We start from the raw sequence: 16,944 nt of genomic DNA, 5'->3' as shown, positions 1-16,944 counted from the left end.
CGCATGTGCGGGCGCTACGTGTCGGTGCGATCCGACGACGACCTGACCGACGAGTTCGACGCGGTGGACGCGACCGACGGGCTCTGGCCCGAGGGCGACTTCAACATCGCGCCCACCAAGCCGGTGCGCGTCGTCGTCAACCGTCCACTGCGTGACGCGGAGGGCAACGCGGCGAAGGAGGCGACGCGGCAGCTTCGGGTCGTGTCGTGGGGGCTGATCCCGTCCTGGTCGCGGGACCGCAAGACGCAGGGCCGCATGTTCAACGCGCGGGCCGAGAGCGTCGCGCGCACCAACGCGTTCCGCAAGGCGTACGCGTCGCGTCGCTGTCTGGTCCCGGCCGACGGCTGGTACGAGTGGCGCCGCGTCGACGCGGCCGACGGCGTGCGCAAGCAGCCGATGTACATGACGCCCGCCGACGGCCACCCGATCGCGTTCGCCGGGTTGTACGAGTTCTGGCACGACCCGGCCGCCACGGACGCGCCGACGGTCACGACCTGCACGATCGTCACCGTGGACTCCAGCGGCGACCTCGCCGACATCCACGACCGCATGCCCCTCGTGCTCGCGCGGGCCTCGTGGGAGCGCTGGCTCGACCCGTCCGTCGCCGACCCCGCCGACCTGCTCCGGACGTGGGACGAGGCCGACGGCGAGCACCTCGAGCTGCGTCCCGTCTCGCCGCTGGTCAACAAGGTCGACAACAACGGCCCCGAGCTGCTGGCCGAGGCCGAGCCGGAGGTCGAGGAGCAGCGGCTGTTCTGAGCGGGCGCGGCATAGTGGCCGGCGTGCTCCTCGACATTGCCGACGCCCGGGTCGAGCTCGACCGTCCGCCGAACGCCGGCGCGCTGCTGGTCCTGACCCACGGGGCAGGCGGCGGCGTCGACACCGCCGACCTGCTCGCCATCCGCGACGCCGCGGTGGCGGCCGGGATCGCGATCGCGCGCGTGCTGCAGCCCTACCGGGTCGCCGGCCGTCGCACCCCGCCCGCGCCGACCCCGCAGGACGCGGCCTGGCTGCCGGTCGTGGCAGCGTTGCGGCGCCGCCGCGGGTTCGCGCGGGTGCCGCTGGTCGTCGGTGGACGGTCCAACGGCGCTCGGGTCGCCTGCCGCACCGCGACCGCCTCGGGTGCCGCCGCCGTCGTCGCGCTGGCCTTCCCGCTGCATCCGCCCGGCCGTCCCGAGAAGTCCCGGCTGGCCGAGCTCGACGCCGCCGGTTGTCCCACCCTGGTCGTCCAGGGCGACCGCGATCCGTTCGGCATGCCACCGGCCGGTGCCGACCGCGAGGTCCTCGTCGTCCCCGGGGCCGACCACTCGCTCGCGCGCGGCCTCGCCACGACCGCCGCCGCCGTCGTGGCCTTCGTGACTTCACCCGTGGTGCGTGCGAGGGTCTGATCATGACGACGCCCGCCGCCACCACCGCAGGAACCCCGGCCGCGGAGCAGCTCCGCACCGCGCGCGACTTCCTGCTCGCGCACCGCACCGACTACGACAGCGCGTACGCGGGCTTCGCGTGGCCGCGTCCGGAGCACTTCAACTTCGCACTCGACTGGTTCGACGGCGTGCTCGCCGCCGAACACCCGCACCACGCGGCGCTGCGCCTGATCGAGGCCGACGGCACCGACGCGTCCTACACGTTCGGTGAGCTGTCGGCGCGTTCGGACCAGCTCGCCGGCTGGCTGCGCGGGCTCGGGGTGCGGCGCGGCACGCACGTGCTCGTGCTGCTCGGCAACCAGGTCGAGCTGTGGGAGACCACGCTCGCCGCCATGAAGATCGGCGCGGTGATCATCCCCGCCACGACGCTGCTCGCCGAGGCCGACCTGCGCGACCGCGTCGAGCGCGGCAACGTCGGGGCGGTGATCGCGCGCTCGGACGTCACCGCCGGCTTCGCGGGCGTGCCGGGGTCCTACCTGCGGGTGGCGGTGGGCGAGCCGGTGCCGGGCTGGGTGCGCTACGAGGACAGCCACGCGTCCCTCGAGACGTTCGTGCGCGACGAGGAGCCGACGCGGGCCGACGACCCGCTGCTGCTCTATTTCACGTCGGGGACGACCGCGCTGCCCAAGCTGGTCGAGCACACGCACGTGAGCTACCCGATCGGGCACCTGTCGACGATGTACTGGATCGGGCTGCAGCCCGGCGACGTCCACCTCAACGTGTCGAGCCCGGGATGGGCGAAGCACGCCTGGTCGTGCGTCTTCGCGCCCTGGCTGGCCGGCGCGACCATCTGCCTCTACAACTACGAGCGGTTCGACGCGCGGGCCATGCTCGACACGCTGCGGGACGCGAGGGTGACGACGTTCTGCGCGCCGCCGACGGTATGGCGCATGCTCGTGCAGCAGGACCTCGCGGCGTGGCGCGACACCTTGTCGCTGCGCGAGCTGGTCGGGGCCGGCGAGCCGCTGAACCCCGAGGTGATCGAGGCGGTGCAGCGCGGTCTCGGCATCACGATCCGCGACGGCTTCGGGCAGACCGAGTCGTCGCTGCAGATCGGCAACTCGCCCGGGCAGCCGATCCGGCTCGGCTCCATGGGGCGTCCCATGCCCGGGTTCGCGATCACGCTGGTCGACCCGGCCAGCGACGAGGTGGCCGCCGAGGGGGAGATCTGCGTCGAGTGCGACCCGCGGCCGGTGGGCCTCATGGTCGGGTACCGCGGCGACGGTGACGAGGACCGCGACCGCAACGCGGAGGCGTTCGCCGGCGGTCGCTACCACACCGGTGACGTCGCCGGCCGCGACGAGAACGGGTACATCACCTACGTCGGACGGGCCGACGACGTGTTCAAGGCCAGCGACTACCGGATCAGCCCCTTCGAGCTGGAGAGCGTGCTCATCGAGCACCCGGCCGTCGCGGAGGCCGCGGTCGTGCCGGCTCCGGACCCGGTGCGCCTCGCCGTCCCGAAGGCGTTCGTGGTGCTGGTGGACGGCCGCGAGCCGAGCCGCGAGCTGGCGGGCGAGATCCTCGCCTACTGCCGCGAGAACCTCGCGCCCTACAAACGCATCCGCCGGCTGGAGTTCGCGGACCTGCCCAAGACGATCAGCGGCAAGATCCGCCGGGTGCAGCTGCGCGAGGCCGAGGCCGGCCACGCCGACGACCGTCCGGCGGGGGAGTACCGCGAGGACGACTTCGCCTGACCACGTCCGCTTTTGGCGGCTGAGCGCAGCATGCTGCGCTCAGCCGCCAAAAGCGGAGAACGGGACGGTCAGCGGGTGGCGATGGCGGCCACCGTGGCGCCGGTGACGCGGAGCAGGTCGGCCGGGGCGAGCTCCACCTGCAGGCCGCGCTTGCCGGCCGAGACGTAGACGGTGTCGAAGAGCTCGACCGTCTCGTCGGCGACGACCGGCAGCCGGGTCTTCTGCGCGAGCGGCGAGATGCCGCCGACCACGTACCCCGTCGCGCGCGCGGCCGCTGCCGGGTCGGCCAGCTCGCCGCGCTTGCCGCCGAGCGCAGCGGCGAACGCCTTGAGGTCCAGCCGCGCCGCCACCGGGACGACCGCGCAGGCCGGCGAGCCGTCCACCGTCGCGATCAGGGTCTTGCAGATGCGCTCCGGCTCGACCCCGAGCGCCGCGGCGGCCTCGTCGCCGTACGCCTCGGCCCGCGGGTCGTGTGCGTAGGGGTGCAGCGTGAACGCCACGCCCTCGCGCGCGAGCAGGACGGTCGCCGGGGTCCCTGTGGCCACGGCGTCACCCTAGGACGCCCCGGGCACCGGCGAACCGCCGCGGCGGGCGCGGGCGCGTCGGAATGTTCGGTGCGAGGGAACGGTTGACGGGGTAACCGACGAAGAGAGGGTGTACCTGCCGATGACTGTGTCCGCACCGGTGCGACCCGACCGGGTCGCCTCCGCCGTCCGGCCGCTGTCGGGCCGCGCGATAGTCTCCGCACCACGCGGAGTCGAGAGGAACACGGTGGCTGACGAGACGGTCGAGGAACGGCGCGCCCGCTTCGAACGGGACGCGCTGCCCTTCCTGGACCAGCTCTACGCGGCCGCGATGCGCATGACGCGCAACCCGTCCGACGCCGAGGACCTCGTGCAGGAGACGTTCGTCAAGGCCTACGCGGCGTTCCACCAGTTCACCGAGGGCACGAACCTCAAGGCGTGGCTGTACCGGATCCTCACCAACACCTTCATCAACAACTACCGCAAGAAGCAGCGTCAGCCGCAGGAGTCCGGCAACGAGGACGTCGAGGACTGGCAGCTCGCGCGGGCCGAGTCGCACTCCTCGACCGGGCTCCGGTCGGCCGAGATGGAGGCGCTGGACCACCTGCCCGACTCCGATGTGAAGGAGGCGCTGCAGGCGCTGCCCGAGGACTTCCGGCTCGCGGTGTACCTCGCCGACGTCGAGGGCTTCGCGTATAAGGAGATCGCCGAGATCATGGGCACGCCCATCGGCACGGTGATGTCGCGCCTGCATCGCGGGCGCCGGCAGCTACAGAACCTGCTGGGCGACTACGCTCGGGACCGGGGTCTTCTGCCGAGCGGGGTCGGGGGCGAGAACTGATGGGTGCCATGGGTTTCGGTCCGGGCAACATCGACTGCGACGCGGTCCTGGCCGACGTCTACCTGTACCTCGACAACGAGACCGACGAGGGGCTGCGCGACCGCATCCGTCAGCACCTCGACGGGTGCGCGCCGTGCCTCGCCCAGTTCGGCATCGAGCAGGACGTCCGGGCGCTGATCTCGCGCTGCTGCGGCAGCGACCGGGCCCCGGCGAGCCTGCACCAGCGGGTGCGGCTGCGCATCACCGAGGCCTCCGCCGACGGCGTGACCGAGACGGTCACCGAGGTGTCGGTCGAGCGCACCTTCCGCCCCGAGTGACCGGGGGCCGTCACCCCGGGGCCGAGACCTCGGCCACCAGCTGCCGGGCGGCATAGAGCCCCGCGCGGACGAGGTCGTGGCCGCGCTGGCCCAGCACCACCCCGACGACGTCGACGCGGTGGCCGTGGACCCGTCGGTGCGCCCGGAACATGAAGCAGCCGCCGGCGGCGTCGTGCGAGCCGGTCTTGGTGCCGACGAAGCCGTCGCGACCGAGCAGCGCGTCGGTGTTGCGGATCGTCCCCGCCACCGGGACGCGCGCGGTCCGCGTCGCCACCAAGGCGGCGAACGTGGCGTCCCGGGCGACCACGCGAGCCAGCACGAGCTGGTCGGTCGCCGTGGAGACGGTGAGGCTGTCGAAGCCACTGGGGTCGGCGTAGTGGGTCTGCCGCATGCCCAGCCGGCGTGCGGTGTCGTTCATGCGGGCGACGAACGCATCGACCCGTCCGGCCACCCGGCGGGCGAGGAACTCGGCGACGTTGTTGGCCGAGGGCAGCAGCAGCGCCAGCAGGGCCTGCCGCTCGGTGAGCACCTCGCCGGCGCGGACGGTGACGACCGACTGGTCGACCGTGCGCTGCCAGGCGGTGCGCTCCACGTCGGCACGGCTGATCCGCAGCGTGAACCCGTCCGCGTCGCCGGTGAGCGGGTGGTCACGCAGGACCAGGTAGGCGGTCATGACCTTCGCGATGCTGGCGATCGGCACCGGTTGCTGCCCGGGGCTCGTCCGCGGCGACGCATCGCCGACGACGATCGCGGCCTGGCCACGGACCGGCCACCCCCGCGCGCCCAGGTAGTCGCGGCGACTGTCGTCGGTCGCCTGCCGGTAGACGAGGACGGCCGCGAGCATGCCGGCGACCACGATCACCGCGACGCACGCGGCCAGCGCGGGGGCCAGCCCCGCCCGGCGATCCGGCGGACGGACGGGCGGACGGACGGGGCCGGGCGGGACGAGGGTGCTGGTCATGCCCGGAGCCTCGCGGCGGCTGGTTATCGTCGGCGTTCGCGACCTGCTTATGCCGCGCTTATGGACGGTCGGCGAGGCTCGCGGACGATGCGAACGGACGAGGGGGAGGGACGATCGTGCGGGTGCTGCTCGCCGACGACGAGCGGTTGCTCGCCGACACGGTGGCCGACGGGCTGCGGCGGCTCGCGATGGCCGTCGACGTCTGCTACGACGGCGGTGCGGCGATGGAACGGCTCGCGGTGAATCGCTACGACGTCGCCGTCCTCGATCGCGACATGCCCGCCGCGACGGGCGACGAGGTGTGCCGCTGGCTCGTGCGCGAGCAGCTCGGCACCCGGGTGCTGATCCTGACCGCGGCGAGCGGCATCCGCGACCGCGTCGACGGGCTCGGCCTCGGCGCCGACGACTACCTCACGAAGCCGTTCGCCTTCGCCGAGCTCGCGGCGCGCATCCAGGCGCTGGCCCGGCGCGCGCCCACCGGGTCGGCGCCGATCGTCGAGCACGCGGGTGTCGTGCTCGACGTGCCGCGGCACCGCGCGTTCCGCGACGGACGGCTGCTCGACCTGACGCCGAAGGAGTTCGCCGTGCTCGGCGTGCTGATGCGAGCCCCCGGCGAGGTCGTCAGCGCCGAGGAGCTCTTGGAGAAGGCGTGGGACGAGCACGCCGACCCGTTCACCAACGCCGTCAGGGTGGCGGTGATGACGCTGCGCCGCAAGCTCGGCGAGCCGCCCGTCGTCCACACCGTGCCGCGCGTCGGCTACCGGTTCGGCGAGTGACGTCGACCCTGCGCCGTCGCGCGCTGGCGGCGATCGCGCTCGGCTTCCCGGTCGGCTGGCTGCTGCTCGACATCGGCTGGCGGCTCGCGGCGGCGTTGCTGGTGGACCTGCGCGGCAGCGACGGCGCGGACGTCGCCTGTGGCGGCTCGGGCCTCAGCCGGGCCGTCGGCGTGTTCAACGGGTGCAACAGCCTGCAGTACCGCTACGGGTTCGCGGCGGTGGAGCTCGTCCTCGGCCTGGCGATCGTCGCCGTCATCACGTACGCGCTCGCTCGCTGGGTCACCGAACCGTTGCGGCGGATGACCGACGCCGTCGAGCAGCTGGGGCCGACCAACCTGGGGCTGCGGTTGCGCCAGCGCGGGCCGGCCGGCGACGAGACGCGCCGGCTCGCCGACGCCGTCGACGCGATGCTCGACCGTGTCGCCGAGGGCTACGAGGCGCAGCGGCGCTTCGCGGCCAACGCCTCGCACGAGCTGCGTACCCCGCTCGCCACGCAGCGCGCGCTCATCGAGGTGAGCCTCTCGAGCGCCCTCACCGCCGACCAGCTGGAGCTGCTGTCACGGCAGCTGCTGGCGACGAACGAGCGCAACGAGGCGCTGATCGACGGGTTGCTCACCCTCGCCGAGACCGAGCGCGGGGTGCTGAGCACGGAGTCGATCGCGCTGGACCGCGTGGTCGCCGAGGTCGTGGAGACGCTGCGTCCCACCGCCGTCGCGCGCGGCGTCGAGCTGTGCCTGGCCGCCGACCCGGTGACCGTCGTGGGGGAGCGGCCGCTGCTGGAGCGGCTGGTCACCAACCTCGTCCAGAACGGCGTCAAGTACAACGACGCCGGGGGCAGCGTGCACGTCACCGTCCGCGTCCCCGGCAACCTGGTCGTCGCCAACACCGGACCGGCGGTGCCGCCGGAACAGGTGGCGGGGCTGTTCGAGCCGTTCCGGCGGCTCGCCGGCGAGCGGCTCGACCACGGCGGCGGGGTCGGTCTCGGGCTGACGATCGCACGCTCCGTCGTCGCCGCGCACGGCGGGACGATCGCCGCCCGCGCCAACCCCGACGGCGGGCTGACCGTCGAGACCGGGCTGCGGCCGCCGGACTGACCCGGCGGTCGCTCAGTCGCGGTGGCGGCGGACCACGACGCGGGCCGGTCGCACCGAACGCCCCGTGGCCGGCAGCGACAGCCCGGGTTCGCGGACCGAGTCGACCGTGCGGTCGAGCCGGCGGTCCCCGGTGGCGACGACCTCGGCGGCCTCCATCGTGGCGGCGTCGAAGGCGTCGTCGACCGACGGCGTGACGAGCGTGCCGCCACGGCCGGCCAGCAGCCGTTCCAGGCCGGTCGCGATCGCCGTGAATGCCGTGCGGTCGCGCGCGGCACGGGCGGTCTCGGCGCACGCCCGCGCGTCGCGGTGCAGGGCGGCGAGGTCGACGAGCAGGGCGACGTCGGCCCCGGCACGCTCCCGGGCGGCGGCCGCACGCGCGTCGTCGACCAGGCGGTCCAGGCTCGCGCCCTGGCGCGCCACCACGCGGCCGAGGTCGGTGACGGCGTCGGCGAGGTCCTGCAGGGACGGTTCGCTCACGCGGCGATCGTAGGTGGCGCCGAGCCGGGGTCGGTACTCTCCGCCGGTGGCCGTCCACGGAATCGATCTCGGCACCACCTGCTCCGCCGTCGCGCGCACCGGCCCCGACGGCCGGCCCGAGGTGCTGGTCGGGATGACCGGCGAGCACACCGTGCCGTCGGTCGTCCTGTTCGCCTCGCCCGACGAGCACCTCGTCGGCGAGGGAGCCCGCCGGCAGGCCCGTCTCGACCCCGACCACGTGTGCGCGTTGGTGAAGCGGCGCATGGGCGACTCCGACTGGCGCTTCGTGGCGCACGGCAAGCCGTGGTCGGCACCCGCGGTGTCGTCGCTGATCCTCCGCTCGCTGTGCGCCGACGCCGAGTTCGGCTCGGGCGAGCGCATCACCTCGGCGGTGATCACGGTGCCCGCGTACTTCGGCGACGAGGAACGGCGCGCCACGATCCTGGCCGGTACCTACGCCGGGCTCGACGTCGTCGACGTGCTGTCCGAACCCATCGCCGCCGCGCTCTCGTACGGCTTCGGGCGGCTCGACGGTGCGCCGGGGCTGCGGAAGGACGCCGAGTACGAGACGGTCCTCGTCTACGACCTGGGCGGTGGCACGTTCGACGCCACCGTCATCGAGCTCGCTGACCGTCGCATCTCCGTGCTCGCGGTGGACGGCGACCACCAGCTCGGCGGCGCCGACTGGGACGAGCGGATCTGTCTGCACCTGTCCCGCCGCTTCTGCGCCGAGAACCCGGACGCCGAGGACCCGCTCGACGACTCCGCCGGCAGCCAGGAGCTCGTCCTGGCCGCCGAACGGGCGAAACGCGAGCTGTCCGAGCACGACTCCACCGAGGTCGTCGTGACGCACGACGGCGCACGCGCCACGATCTCGCTCACCCGCGCCGAGGTCGAGGAGATGACGGCCGGGCTGCTGCGGCGCACGATCGAGCTCACCCGGGCATGTCTGGCCGCCGCGTCGCGCCGCGGCGTGGACCGGGTCGACCGCGTCCTCATGGTCGGCGGATCGTCGCGGATGCCCATGGTGGGCCGGGCCCTGCACGAGGAGCTGGGGCTGGCACCAGAGCTGCACGACCCCGATCTCGCGGTGGCCAAGGGCGCGGCGCTGTTCGGGGCGAAGAAGGACCTGGAGCGCCTGGTCGGCGGTGACCTCGTCACCCGCGGCCGGCTCTCGGACGGCGCACCGCTCGACCACGCCGCTCCCGCCGAGCTCGACGCCGCCTGTCGCCGCGCCGCCGACGCCCTCGGCCTCCCGCTCGCGCAGGTGCGGCGTTCGATCGACATCCGCGTCGACACCGTCGTGTCCCGCGGGTTCGGCGTCCTCGCCGCCAATCCGGCGACCGGCGAGCTCGAGGCGAGCTGGCTGGTGCACCGCAACGACCGGCTCCCCGTCCGGGTGCAGCGCTCGTTCGGCACGGTGCGCACCGACCAGGAGGCGATCGAGCTGCGGATCGTGGAGCAGCAGAGTCAGGACGAGTCGCCGCACCTGCAGGACGTCAAGCTGCTGGTCGCGGGCTCGATCGAGGGCATCCCGCCGGGCTTCGGGGCGGGCAGCGAGGTCCAGGTGACCTTCGACATGGGCTTCGACGGCGTGCTGACCGTCTACGCGTTCCACGTCGAGGCCGGACTGCCCCTCACACTCACCGCGCAGACCGGGGCCACGCTCTCGCAGGCCGAGGTCGCGCGCGAGCGCGACCAGCTCTCGCGCACGCGGCGTCGCGGGCCATGAGCGACTTCGACGGCAACGGGTACCGCAAGCGCGTGTTCGCGGCCGTGCAGCGTCGTGGCGGCGCCGACGCCTCGGACGCCTTCGAGCTCTACGACATCCCCGTCGAGCAGGCCGGGTCGTGGTCGGACGCGCAGGTGGCCGCGCAGCTGGCCGAGGTGTGGGCGTTCTGGCAGCGGCAGCGCGACCACCCCAAGTACGGCACGCTCGCCTCGCTGCTCGTCGAGTCGCACGAGGAGCGCAGCGCGCCGCTGCGTGACGCCCGGCAGCGGGCCGCGCTCGCCGAGCGGGTCCGCGAGGTGCGCGGTCGCCGCGAGGCCGAACGCTTCGAGCTGCTCGACCAGGCCGTCCGCCGGCTCGTCGAGCGGCATCGCGGTGTGCCCCGCGACAAGGTCGCCGGACTGATCGACATCGGCGCGATGAGCGGCTTGTCGGCCGACGAGGTCCGGGCGCGGCTGCGGCACCACCGGCTCGTCGACGGCCCGCCTGCGGCCCCTCCACCACCGACCACGCCGTCGCTCGGCGAGCACCGGCGGCGGCAGGTACGCGATCTGCTCGACGAGTTCGGCCGGCTCGAGGAGATGCCGCCGCCGCCCACGCTGCTGGCGCTGCTCGGCCTCGCCCCGGACGCGGCACCGGGTGAGATCGCGATCCGGGCCGACGCGTGGCGCGCGCGGTGCCGCGAGCTGCCGCCCACCCGCGTCCGCGCGGTCGCCGACGAGCTGCTGGTGCACGTCCGCGACCTGCTGGAGGCCGGCCGCCCGACCCTCGAGGCGTACCTCGACGCCGTCGCGCAGGACGTCGCCGCGCAGCTCGCCCCGCGCGTGCGGGCCGCGGTGCTGGTCGAGGACCGGCTCGTCGTCGACGACTACGAACACCTCTACGGCGAGGCGCTGGCCCTGGGGCTGGACGCGGTGCGGGCGCGTCGCGTCGTCACCGATGCCGCGGCCGCCCTGGGCGTCGCGGTCGAGACGTCCGGCTCGGCCGAGCGGTCGCGCGAACCGGCCCCCGCGAGCCGACCGTCGACGGACACGGTGTCCGAGCGCGAGCTGCGCAACGCCCGCGCCGCCCTACGGGCGGGACGGCTGCACGAGGCCCGCGGTCACGCCGCCGCCGCGGCGGCCGCGGGCGGGGCGGACGGCACGACGGTGCGTGCGGTGGCCGACGAGATCGAGGACGCGCTGCGGGCGGCCCTGCTGCGCTGGCGGGCGGTGGCGACGGCGCTCGCCGCGCGACGCTTCGCCGAGGCCGTGGAGCACCTGGAGCAGCTGTCCCGCACCGCCTCGGACGTGGCGGACCCGGCGTCCGGCGCCCGTCCGGAGCGCGAGCTGGCCAGGGCACGGGCCGAGGTCGCGGCGGCGGACGAGCAGGTGGCGGCCGCCCGCGCGGGGCGCGACCCGGTGCGCGCGCTGCTGGGCGTGCTCGAGCGCTGGCCCGACCATCCCGGCGCGGTCGCGGCGCTGGCGGCGGCACCGCTGGAGCCGCCGCGCGCGGTCACCGCGCTCCGCGACCGTGCCGGCGCCGTCGTCGTCACGTGGCAGCCGTCGACGACCGGCGGGGTCAGCTACCGGGTCGCGCGCCGCGGTGCCGACGGCGCGACCCGCGTCGTCGGGCGGACCGCCGGCACCCGGGTCGAGGACGGCGGGGCGGCGGCGGGGTCGGTGCCCGAGTACGTCGTCGTCGCCCTGCTCGCCGGCCGCGTCTCGGCCGAGGCACGCAGTGGCGCCGCCCCGGCGGGGCCGGTGGTCCCGGTGGTCGCGGTGGTTCCGGTGGCGCCGGCGGACCCGGCCCCGGTCGTTGCGGCGCCCGCGGACGTCACGGCCACGCGGCTGGCCGGCGGCGCGGTCCTCGTCCGGTGGGACGGCCCCGCCGGCGCCGAGTACAAGGTCTCCCGCCGCGCGCCGGACGGCCGCTGGCAGGTGGTGGGCCGCACCCGCGCCACGTCGCTGGAGGACGGCGGGGCGCCGGCGGACGGGCCGCCGCCGGGCTACACGGTGGTCGCGGCGCGCGACGGGGTGGTGTCGGCCGAGGCGTCGACGGGCTGACCCGCTCAGTCCTCGGCGAAACCGTGCTGCCGCCACGCCTCGTAGGCGGCGACGGCAGCGGAGTTCGACAGGTTGAGCGAGCGACGGCCGGGCAGCATCGGGATCCGCACCCGCTCGGTGACGTGCGGGTCGGCGAGGACCTCGGGGGCGAGGCCGGTCGGCTCGGGCCCGAACAGCAGCACGTCGCCGCGCCGGTAGGCGATGTCGGCGTAGGACGTCCGCGCCGAGGCGGTGAAGGCGTACACGCGCGCCGTCCCGAGCTCGGCCCACAGCGCGTCGAGGTCGGGATGCACGGTGACGGTCGCGAGATCGTGGTAGTCGAGCCCGGCCCGTCGCAGCTGCGCGTCGGTCATCGTGAACCCGAGCGGCTCGACGAGGTGCAGGTGCGCGCCGGTGGCGGCGACGAGCCGGATCGCGTTGCCGGTGTTCGGCGGGATGCGGGGCTCGACGAAGACGACGTGAAACACGCTCCACCGTAGTGGCACGGTGCGCGGGTCCTCCTGCAGCACGCGCGTCCGGCGTCGTCCCACGCCGGAAGATCGCGGGACGGCGGCATCCGGAAACTGGGTTGCCCGTCCGCCCTCGGCCGCCATGATCGGGAGGTGCCCGACGCCTCCTTCGACGACGACTACCTCGCGTCCCTCTACGACCTGATCGAGCGGCACGGTGGCCCGGACGAGACGTTCTATCTCGAGCTCGCCCGCTCGGCTCGCAGCGTGCTGGACGTCGGTTGCGGGACGGGGGCCATGCTGCACCAGCTGCGCGACAGCGGTCACGAAGGACGGCTCGTCGGCCTCGACCCGGCCGCCGGGATGCTCGCGCAGGCGCGGCGCCGCGACGACGTCGAGTGGCGTCTCGGCTACCTCCCGGCGGCGGGCTTCGTGGCGGGGTTCGAGTTCGTGTACATGACCGGGCACGCCTTCCAGGTGCTGCCGGACGACGCCGCCGCGCTCGAGCTGCTCGCGGCCGTCCGCCGGGCCCTCGTCCCCGGCGGACGCTTCGCCTTCGAGACCCGCAACCCCGTCGTACGGCCCTGGGAGCGATGGACATCCGACGACGTCGTCGAGGTGCGCGACGCCCGGGGGCGCGCCGTGCGGGTACGGCACGACCTCGAACAGGTCCGGCACGAGGACGGCGGCGCGGCGCACGTGACCTTCACCGAGACCTTCGCGGTGACCGGCCGCCCCGAGCCGCTCGTTAGCCGCAGCACGCTGCGCTTCCTCCCGGCGGCGGGGCTGGACCAGCTGCTCGCCGTCGCCGGCTTCGACGTCGACGAGCGCTACGGCGACTGGGACCGCGGCCCGTTCACCGCCGACAGCCCCGAGATCGTCACGGTCGCGTCGACTCGCCGCTGAGCGTCGGCCCGCGGCCCGTCGCCCCACCGGGCCCGCTCGCGCCCGTCGCCTCGTGCCCTGCCGTCTCCCGCTCCGCCTCCAACACGACCGTCGGGTTGGCCTTGTCCGACCAGTAGTCCTCGGGTGCGGTCTGGTCGACGCCCGCGGGCGCGCGCAGCGCGCGCAGCAGCAGCGTGACCACCACGGCGACGATGATGTTGATCACCAACGCGGTGATGCCGATGTAGACCTTGGTGTGGGTGAAGGGGATCTCGGCGATGGACGCGGCGAAGTGGCGCGTGCCGTTCACGGTGACCTGCGGCTTGCCGTCGACGAGCTTGGTGGTCGACGCGGGCGCGGTCTGCAGGTAGGCCTCGATCGTGCCGTAGAGCATGCCGGCGGCCCAGCCGGTGAGCAGCGCCCAGCGGTGGAACCACCGCGTGTACAGCCCGGAGACGACGGCCACGAGCGTCTGCAGGATCCACACACCGCCGAGCAGCTGCATGTTGATCGCGTTCTGCTTGTCCAGGCCGAGCACGAACAGCAGCGCGCCGAACTTCACCACGATGGAGACGATCTTCGAGACCCGCGCCTCCTGTTTGGGCGAGGCGTCGCGGTGCAGGAACTCGCGATAGATGTTGCGGGTGAACAGGTTGGCCGCGGCGATCGACATGATCGCCGCCGGCACGAGCGCGCCGATCGCGATGGCGGCGAAGGCGACGCCGGCGAACCAGGACGGGAACACGGACTGGAAGAAGTGCGGCACGGCGAGCTGGGCGTTGGCGACGCCGTCCTGCCCGAACACGTTCATCTTGCCGGCACCGACCTGGTGGATCGCCGCGAAGCCCAGCAGCGCGAGCAGGGCGAGCATCAGCGAGTAGGCCGGCAGGATCGCGGTGTTGCGCCGGATCGTGTTGCGTCGCCGGCTCGCGAGCACCGCGGTCATCGAGTGCGGGTACATGAACAACGCCAGCGCCGAGCCGAACGCGAGCGTCCCGTAGGCCCAGTACGTCCCCTTGCCCGTGACGAACGTGCCGGTCGGCATGCCCGACGGCAGTGGCGTCGTCATCTTCGTCTTGGCCGCGGTGAACATGTCGTCGAAGCCGATCTTCGCCGCGACGTAGACGATCGCGACGACGATGACGATGTAGATCAGGGTGTCCTTGACGAACGCAATGAGCGCAGGTGCGCGCAAACCCGACGAGTACGTGTACGCCGCGAGCACGGCGAAGGCGATGATCAGCGGGAGGTCCCGGACGAGGACGTTGCCCGAGCCGCCCAGCCCCATGGTGTCGAACACCGCCTGAATCCCGACGAGCTGCAGCGCGATGTAGGGCATCGTCGCGACGATGCCGGTCAGCGCGACCGCGAGCGCCAGCACGCGGCTGTCGTACCGGCCGCGGACGAAGTCGGCGGGGGTCACGTAACCGCGCCGCTGCGCCACGCTCCACAACCTGGGCAGGAAGACGAAGACGATGGGGTAGGCGACGATCGTGTACGGCACGGCGAAGAACCCGGCGACCGCTCCGGTCGCGAACATGGCGGCCGGCACGGCGACGAAGGTGTACGCGGTGTAGAGGTCACCGCCGAGCAGGAACCAGGTGACGACGGTGCCGAACCCGCGGCCGCCGAGGCCCCATTCCTCGAGGCTGTCCATGGAGTCTGCGCGCCGCCAGCGCACCGCGACGAAGCCGCCGAACGTCACGACGACGAAGAAGAAGACGACGACGCCGAGCTCGACGCCGTTGACGCCGCCGCCCGCGGCCACGGTGCTCACCGCTCGCCCCGCGAGCGCTTGATGATCACGTAGGCCGCGTAGGTCATGATCGGCGTGAGGATCACCCAGAGCAGCTGGAACCAGTAGAAGAACGGCCAGCCCGCGATCTTCGGGTCCTCGCGCGAGTACAGCGGCACCGCGGCGAGCGCGACGCACGGGATCGCCAGCAGCACGACGACGGCCACGGTCGCCGCCGGCGACAGTCGTGGTCGGCGCACCGGGGGCCGGTCGTTCGACGGGGTGGACATGGCGGCTCCTCGGCACGACGAGACGGCGACGACGGTGGGGCGTCCGGTCTGGTCGGACCCTAGTACCGATCGGGGTGGAAAGGTCCACCCCGTGCCGGTGCGTCCCACCCGGCTGCCGCGGTGCCGGGTCGGTGATGGCAGGCTCGGTACGTGTCCGCGCTCACCGACACCCTCGCCGTCCGCACCCGCCTGGACGACGCCCAGGTCGACCACATCGCACGGCTGGTGGGGGAGTGGCAGCTGCTCGCCGACCTGGCCTTCGCCGACCTGCTGCTGTGGGTCCCGGTCGCGGTGCCCGCGGCCGAGGCGGGTGCGGTCCCCGGTTTCCTCTGCGTCGCGCAGTGTCGTCCGACGACCGGACCGACGGCCTACCAGCACGACCAGGTCGGCGTCGTGCTGCAGGGCAACCGCGTGGCGCCGCTGCGCATCGCGCTGGCCGAGTCACGCATCTTCCGCGAGGTGGACCCGGACTGGGAGGGCGACCTGCCGATCCGGCGCGAGGCGATCCCGGTGCGTCTCGGTGACGAGGTCATCGCCGTCATCGGCCGCGACGCGAACCTCGCGAGCGTGCGGACGCCGAGCCAGCTCGAGCTGGTGTACCTGCAGAGCGCGGCCGACCTGGCCGGCATGGTCGCCGACGGCACGTTCCCGGCCGCCGACTCACGGCCCGAGGAGGGGGCGGGTCCACGCGTGGGGGACGGTCTGGCGCGCCTCGAGCCGGACGGCACGATCATCTACGCCAGTCCGAACGCGCTGTCGGCGTTCTCGCGGCTCGGCGTCACCGGCCCGGTGCTCAGCGAGCCGATCGACGCACTGACCAGCTCGGTGGCCGACGACCCGTTCGACGCCACGGACCTCGCCGCCGCCGTCGCCGACGCGATCGACGGCGGTCACCCCGCCAGCATCGAGGTCGAGGGCCGGGGCGCCACGATCCTGTTCCGGGCGTGGCCGCTGCGCCCCCGCGGGGAGACCCTCGGCGCGCTGCTGCTCATGCAGGACGTCACCGAGCTGCGCCGACGCGACCTGCAGATCATGAGCAAGGACGCGACGATCCGCGAGATCCACCACCGGGTGAAGAACAACCTGCAGACGGTCGCGGCGCTGTTGCGGCTGCAGGCGCGGCGCGTCGCGGTGCCCGAGGCGCGCGCGGCGCTCGAGGAGTCGATGCGGCGCGTGCAGTCGATCGCGCTCGTGCACGAGACGCTGTCGGTGTCGATCGAGGAGGCGGTGGAGTTCGACGACATCGTCGACCGGCTGCTCTCGATGCTCTCGGACGTCATGGGCTCCGCGCAGCGGGTGGACGCGGTCCGCGAGGGATCGTTCGGCGTCGTGCCCGCCGCGGCGGCCACGCCGCTGGTGCTGGTCCTCACCGAGCTCGTGCAGAACGCGATCGAGCACGCGTTCCCCGAGGACGGGGAGGGGATGGTCACCGTGCTCGCCCGGCGCCGGCGTGGCCGGCTGACCGTCACCATCCGCGACGACGGCGTGGGGCTGCCCGAGGGGTTCACCGGCGGCAAGTCCGACCGGCTGGGGCTGCAGATCGTCAACACCCTGGTGTCGGCCGAGCTGTCCGGCGAGGTGTCCTACCGACCCAACCCACGCGGCCGGGGCACGGACGCGGTGCTGGACCTGCCGCTGACGCCCCGACGACGCTGACCCCGACGACGTCGGGGACGGCCGAGCGCTGCGGTGGTCCC

At 73.8% G+C, this 16,944-nt stretch carries 17 protein-coding genes; 11 read left to right on the top strand and 6 right to left on the bottom strand.

Features of this window, described 5'->3' with window-relative positions:
- Positions 1 to 3 precede the first annotated feature (3 nt).
- The 3 genes from BUE29_RS04165 to BUE29_RS04155 are packed head-to-tail and all read left to right on the top strand — an operon-like array spanning position 4 to position 3,124.
- Positions 4 to 759 (top strand): SOS response-associated peptidase, encoded by a 756-nt coding sequence (locus tag BUE29_RS04165; protein WP_073386250.1) that lies wholly within the window; start codon positions 4 to 6, stop codon positions 757 to 759.
- Between the two features lie 23 nt (positions 760 to 782).
- Positions 783 to 1,388 (top strand): alpha/beta hydrolase family protein, encoded by a 606-nt coding sequence (locus BUE29_RS04160; RefSeq protein WP_200800023.1) that lies wholly within the window; start codon positions 783 to 785, stop codon positions 1,386 to 1,388.
- 2 nt (positions 1,389 to 1,390) lie between these two features.
- Complete coding sequence (locus BUE29_RS04155) at positions 1,391 to 3,124, top strand: AMP-binding protein (protein WP_073386248.1); 1,734 nt, start codon at positions 1,391 to 1,393, stop codon at positions 3,122 to 3,124.
- A gap of 68 nt (positions 3,125 to 3,192) precedes the next feature.
- Here the strand turns inward: BUE29_RS04155 and ybaK are convergent, their stop codons facing one another.
- Positions 3,193 to 3,669 (bottom strand): Cys-tRNA(Pro) deacylase, encoded by a 477-nt coding sequence (gene ybaK / locus BUE29_RS04150; RefSeq protein WP_073386245.1) that lies wholly within the window; start codon positions 3,667 to 3,669, stop codon positions 3,193 to 3,195.
- Positions 3,670 to 3,790: 121 nt separating this feature from the next.
- On the opposite strand from ybaK, the gene BUE29_RS04145 reads away from it, so the two are divergent.
- Both BUE29_RS04145 and rsrA read left to right on the top strand, forming a co-directional pair.
- A complete protein-coding gene (locus BUE29_RS04145) occupies positions 3,791 to 4,489 on the top strand; it encodes a sigma-70 family RNA polymerase sigma factor (protein WP_084180746.1) in 699 nt (232 codons plus the stop codon).
- Positions 4,489 to 4,806 carry a mycothiol system anti-sigma-R factor gene (rsrA, locus tag BUE29_RS04140; protein WP_073386243.1) on the top strand — a complete coding sequence of 106 codons (318 nt, stop codon included), beginning with the start codon at positions 4,489 to 4,491 and terminating at the stop codon, positions 4,804 to 4,806. The genes BUE29_RS04145 and rsrA overlap by 1 nt, the downstream gene beginning before the upstream one ends.
- A 10-nt stretch (positions 4,807 to 4,816) precedes the next feature.
- Here rsrA and BUE29_RS04135 read toward each other — a convergent pair whose 3' ends face one another.
- The gene (locus BUE29_RS04135; protein ID WP_073386242.1) at positions 4,817 to 5,767 is read right to left on the bottom strand and encodes a D-alanyl-D-alanine carboxypeptidase family protein; all 951 of its coding nucleotides are present in this window, start codon (positions 5,765 to 5,767) and stop codon (positions 4,817 to 4,819) included.
- Positions 5,768 to 5,883: 116 nt separating this feature from the next.
- Here BUE29_RS04135 and BUE29_RS04130 point away from each other — a divergent pair, with 116 nt between their 5' ends.
- A complete protein-coding gene (locus BUE29_RS04130) occupies positions 5,884 to 6,543 on the top strand; it encodes a response regulator transcription factor (RefSeq protein ID WP_073386240.1) in 660 nt (219 codons plus the stop codon).
- Positions 6,540 to 7,637, top strand: a complete 1,098-nt coding sequence (locus BUE29_RS04125; RefSeq protein ID WP_073386238.1) for a sensor histidine kinase — start codon at positions 6,540 to 6,542, stop codon at positions 7,635 to 7,637. The genes BUE29_RS04130 and BUE29_RS04125 overlap by 4 nt, the downstream gene beginning before the upstream one ends.
- Before the next feature lie 12 nt (positions 7,638 to 7,649).
- Here BUE29_RS04125 and BUE29_RS04120 read toward each other — a convergent pair whose 3' ends face one another.
- Positions 7,650 to 8,114, bottom strand: a complete 465-nt coding sequence (locus tag BUE29_RS04120; protein WP_073386234.1) for a hypothetical protein — start codon at positions 8,112 to 8,114, stop codon at positions 7,650 to 7,652.
- A 46-nt stretch (positions 8,115 to 8,160) separates the two neighbouring features.
- Here BUE29_RS04120 and BUE29_RS04115 point away from each other — a divergent pair, with 46 nt between their 5' ends.
- A complete protein-coding gene (locus BUE29_RS04115) occupies positions 8,161 to 9,846 on the top strand; it encodes an Hsp70 family protein (RefSeq protein ID WP_073386231.1) in 1,686 nt (561 codons plus the stop codon).
- Positions 9,843 to 11,888 carry a hypothetical protein gene (locus tag BUE29_RS04110; protein ID WP_073386228.1) on the top strand — a complete coding sequence of 682 codons (2,046 nt, stop codon included), beginning with the start codon at positions 9,843 to 9,845 and terminating at the stop codon, positions 11,886 to 11,888. Before BUE29_RS04115 ends, BUE29_RS04110 begins: the two co-directional genes overlap by 4 nt.
- 5 nt (positions 11,889 to 11,893) lie before the next feature.
- Here BUE29_RS04110 and BUE29_RS04105 read toward each other — a convergent pair whose 3' ends face one another.
- Positions 11,894 to 12,355 (bottom strand): tRNA (cytidine(34)-2'-O)-methyltransferase, encoded by a 462-nt coding sequence (locus tag BUE29_RS04105; RefSeq protein WP_073387017.1) that lies wholly within the window; start codon positions 12,353 to 12,355, stop codon positions 11,894 to 11,896.
- Between the two features lie 135 nt (positions 12,356 to 12,490).
- On the opposite strand from BUE29_RS04105, the gene BUE29_RS04100 reads away from it, so the two are divergent.
- Positions 12,491 to 13,243, top strand: a complete 753-nt coding sequence (locus tag BUE29_RS04100) for a class I SAM-dependent methyltransferase (protein ID WP_073386225.1) — start codon at positions 12,491 to 12,493, stop codon at positions 13,241 to 13,243.
- Here BUE29_RS04100 and mctP read toward each other — a convergent pair.
- Both mctP and BUE29_RS04090 read right to left on the bottom strand, forming a co-directional pair.
- On the bottom strand, positions 13,218 to 14,999 hold the full coding sequence (gene mctP / locus BUE29_RS04095; protein ID WP_073386222.1) for a monocarboxylate uptake permease MctP: 1,782 nt from the start codon (positions 14,997 to 14,999) through the stop codon (positions 13,218 to 13,220). The two genes, BUE29_RS04100 and mctP, sit on opposite strands and share 26 nt — an antisense overlap.
- Positions 14,996 to 15,247, bottom strand: a complete 252-nt coding sequence (locus BUE29_RS04090) for a DUF3311 domain-containing protein (protein WP_073386219.1) — start codon at positions 15,245 to 15,247, stop codon at positions 14,996 to 14,998. The genes mctP and BUE29_RS04090 overlap by 4 nt, the downstream gene beginning before the upstream one ends.
- A gap of 150 nt (positions 15,248 to 15,397) precedes the next feature.
- On the opposite strand from BUE29_RS04090, the gene BUE29_RS04085 reads away from it, so the two are divergent.
- Positions 15,398 to 16,903: a sensor histidine kinase gene (locus BUE29_RS04085; RefSeq protein ID WP_073386217.1), complete on the top strand. Its 1,506-nt coding sequence runs from the start codon at positions 15,398 to 15,400 to the stop codon at positions 16,901 to 16,903.
- Positions 16,904 to 16,944: the final 41 nt, after the last annotated feature.

Source organism: Jatrophihabitans endophyticus (genome assembly GCF_900129455.1).
Taxonomy (GTDB): domain Bacteria; phylum Actinomycetota; class Actinomycetes; order Mycobacteriales; family Jatrophihabitantaceae; genus Jatrophihabitans; species Jatrophihabitans endophyticus.
Note: the sequence above shows the minus strand (reverse complement) of the source record. Positions and strands in the feature narration are given on the sequence as shown.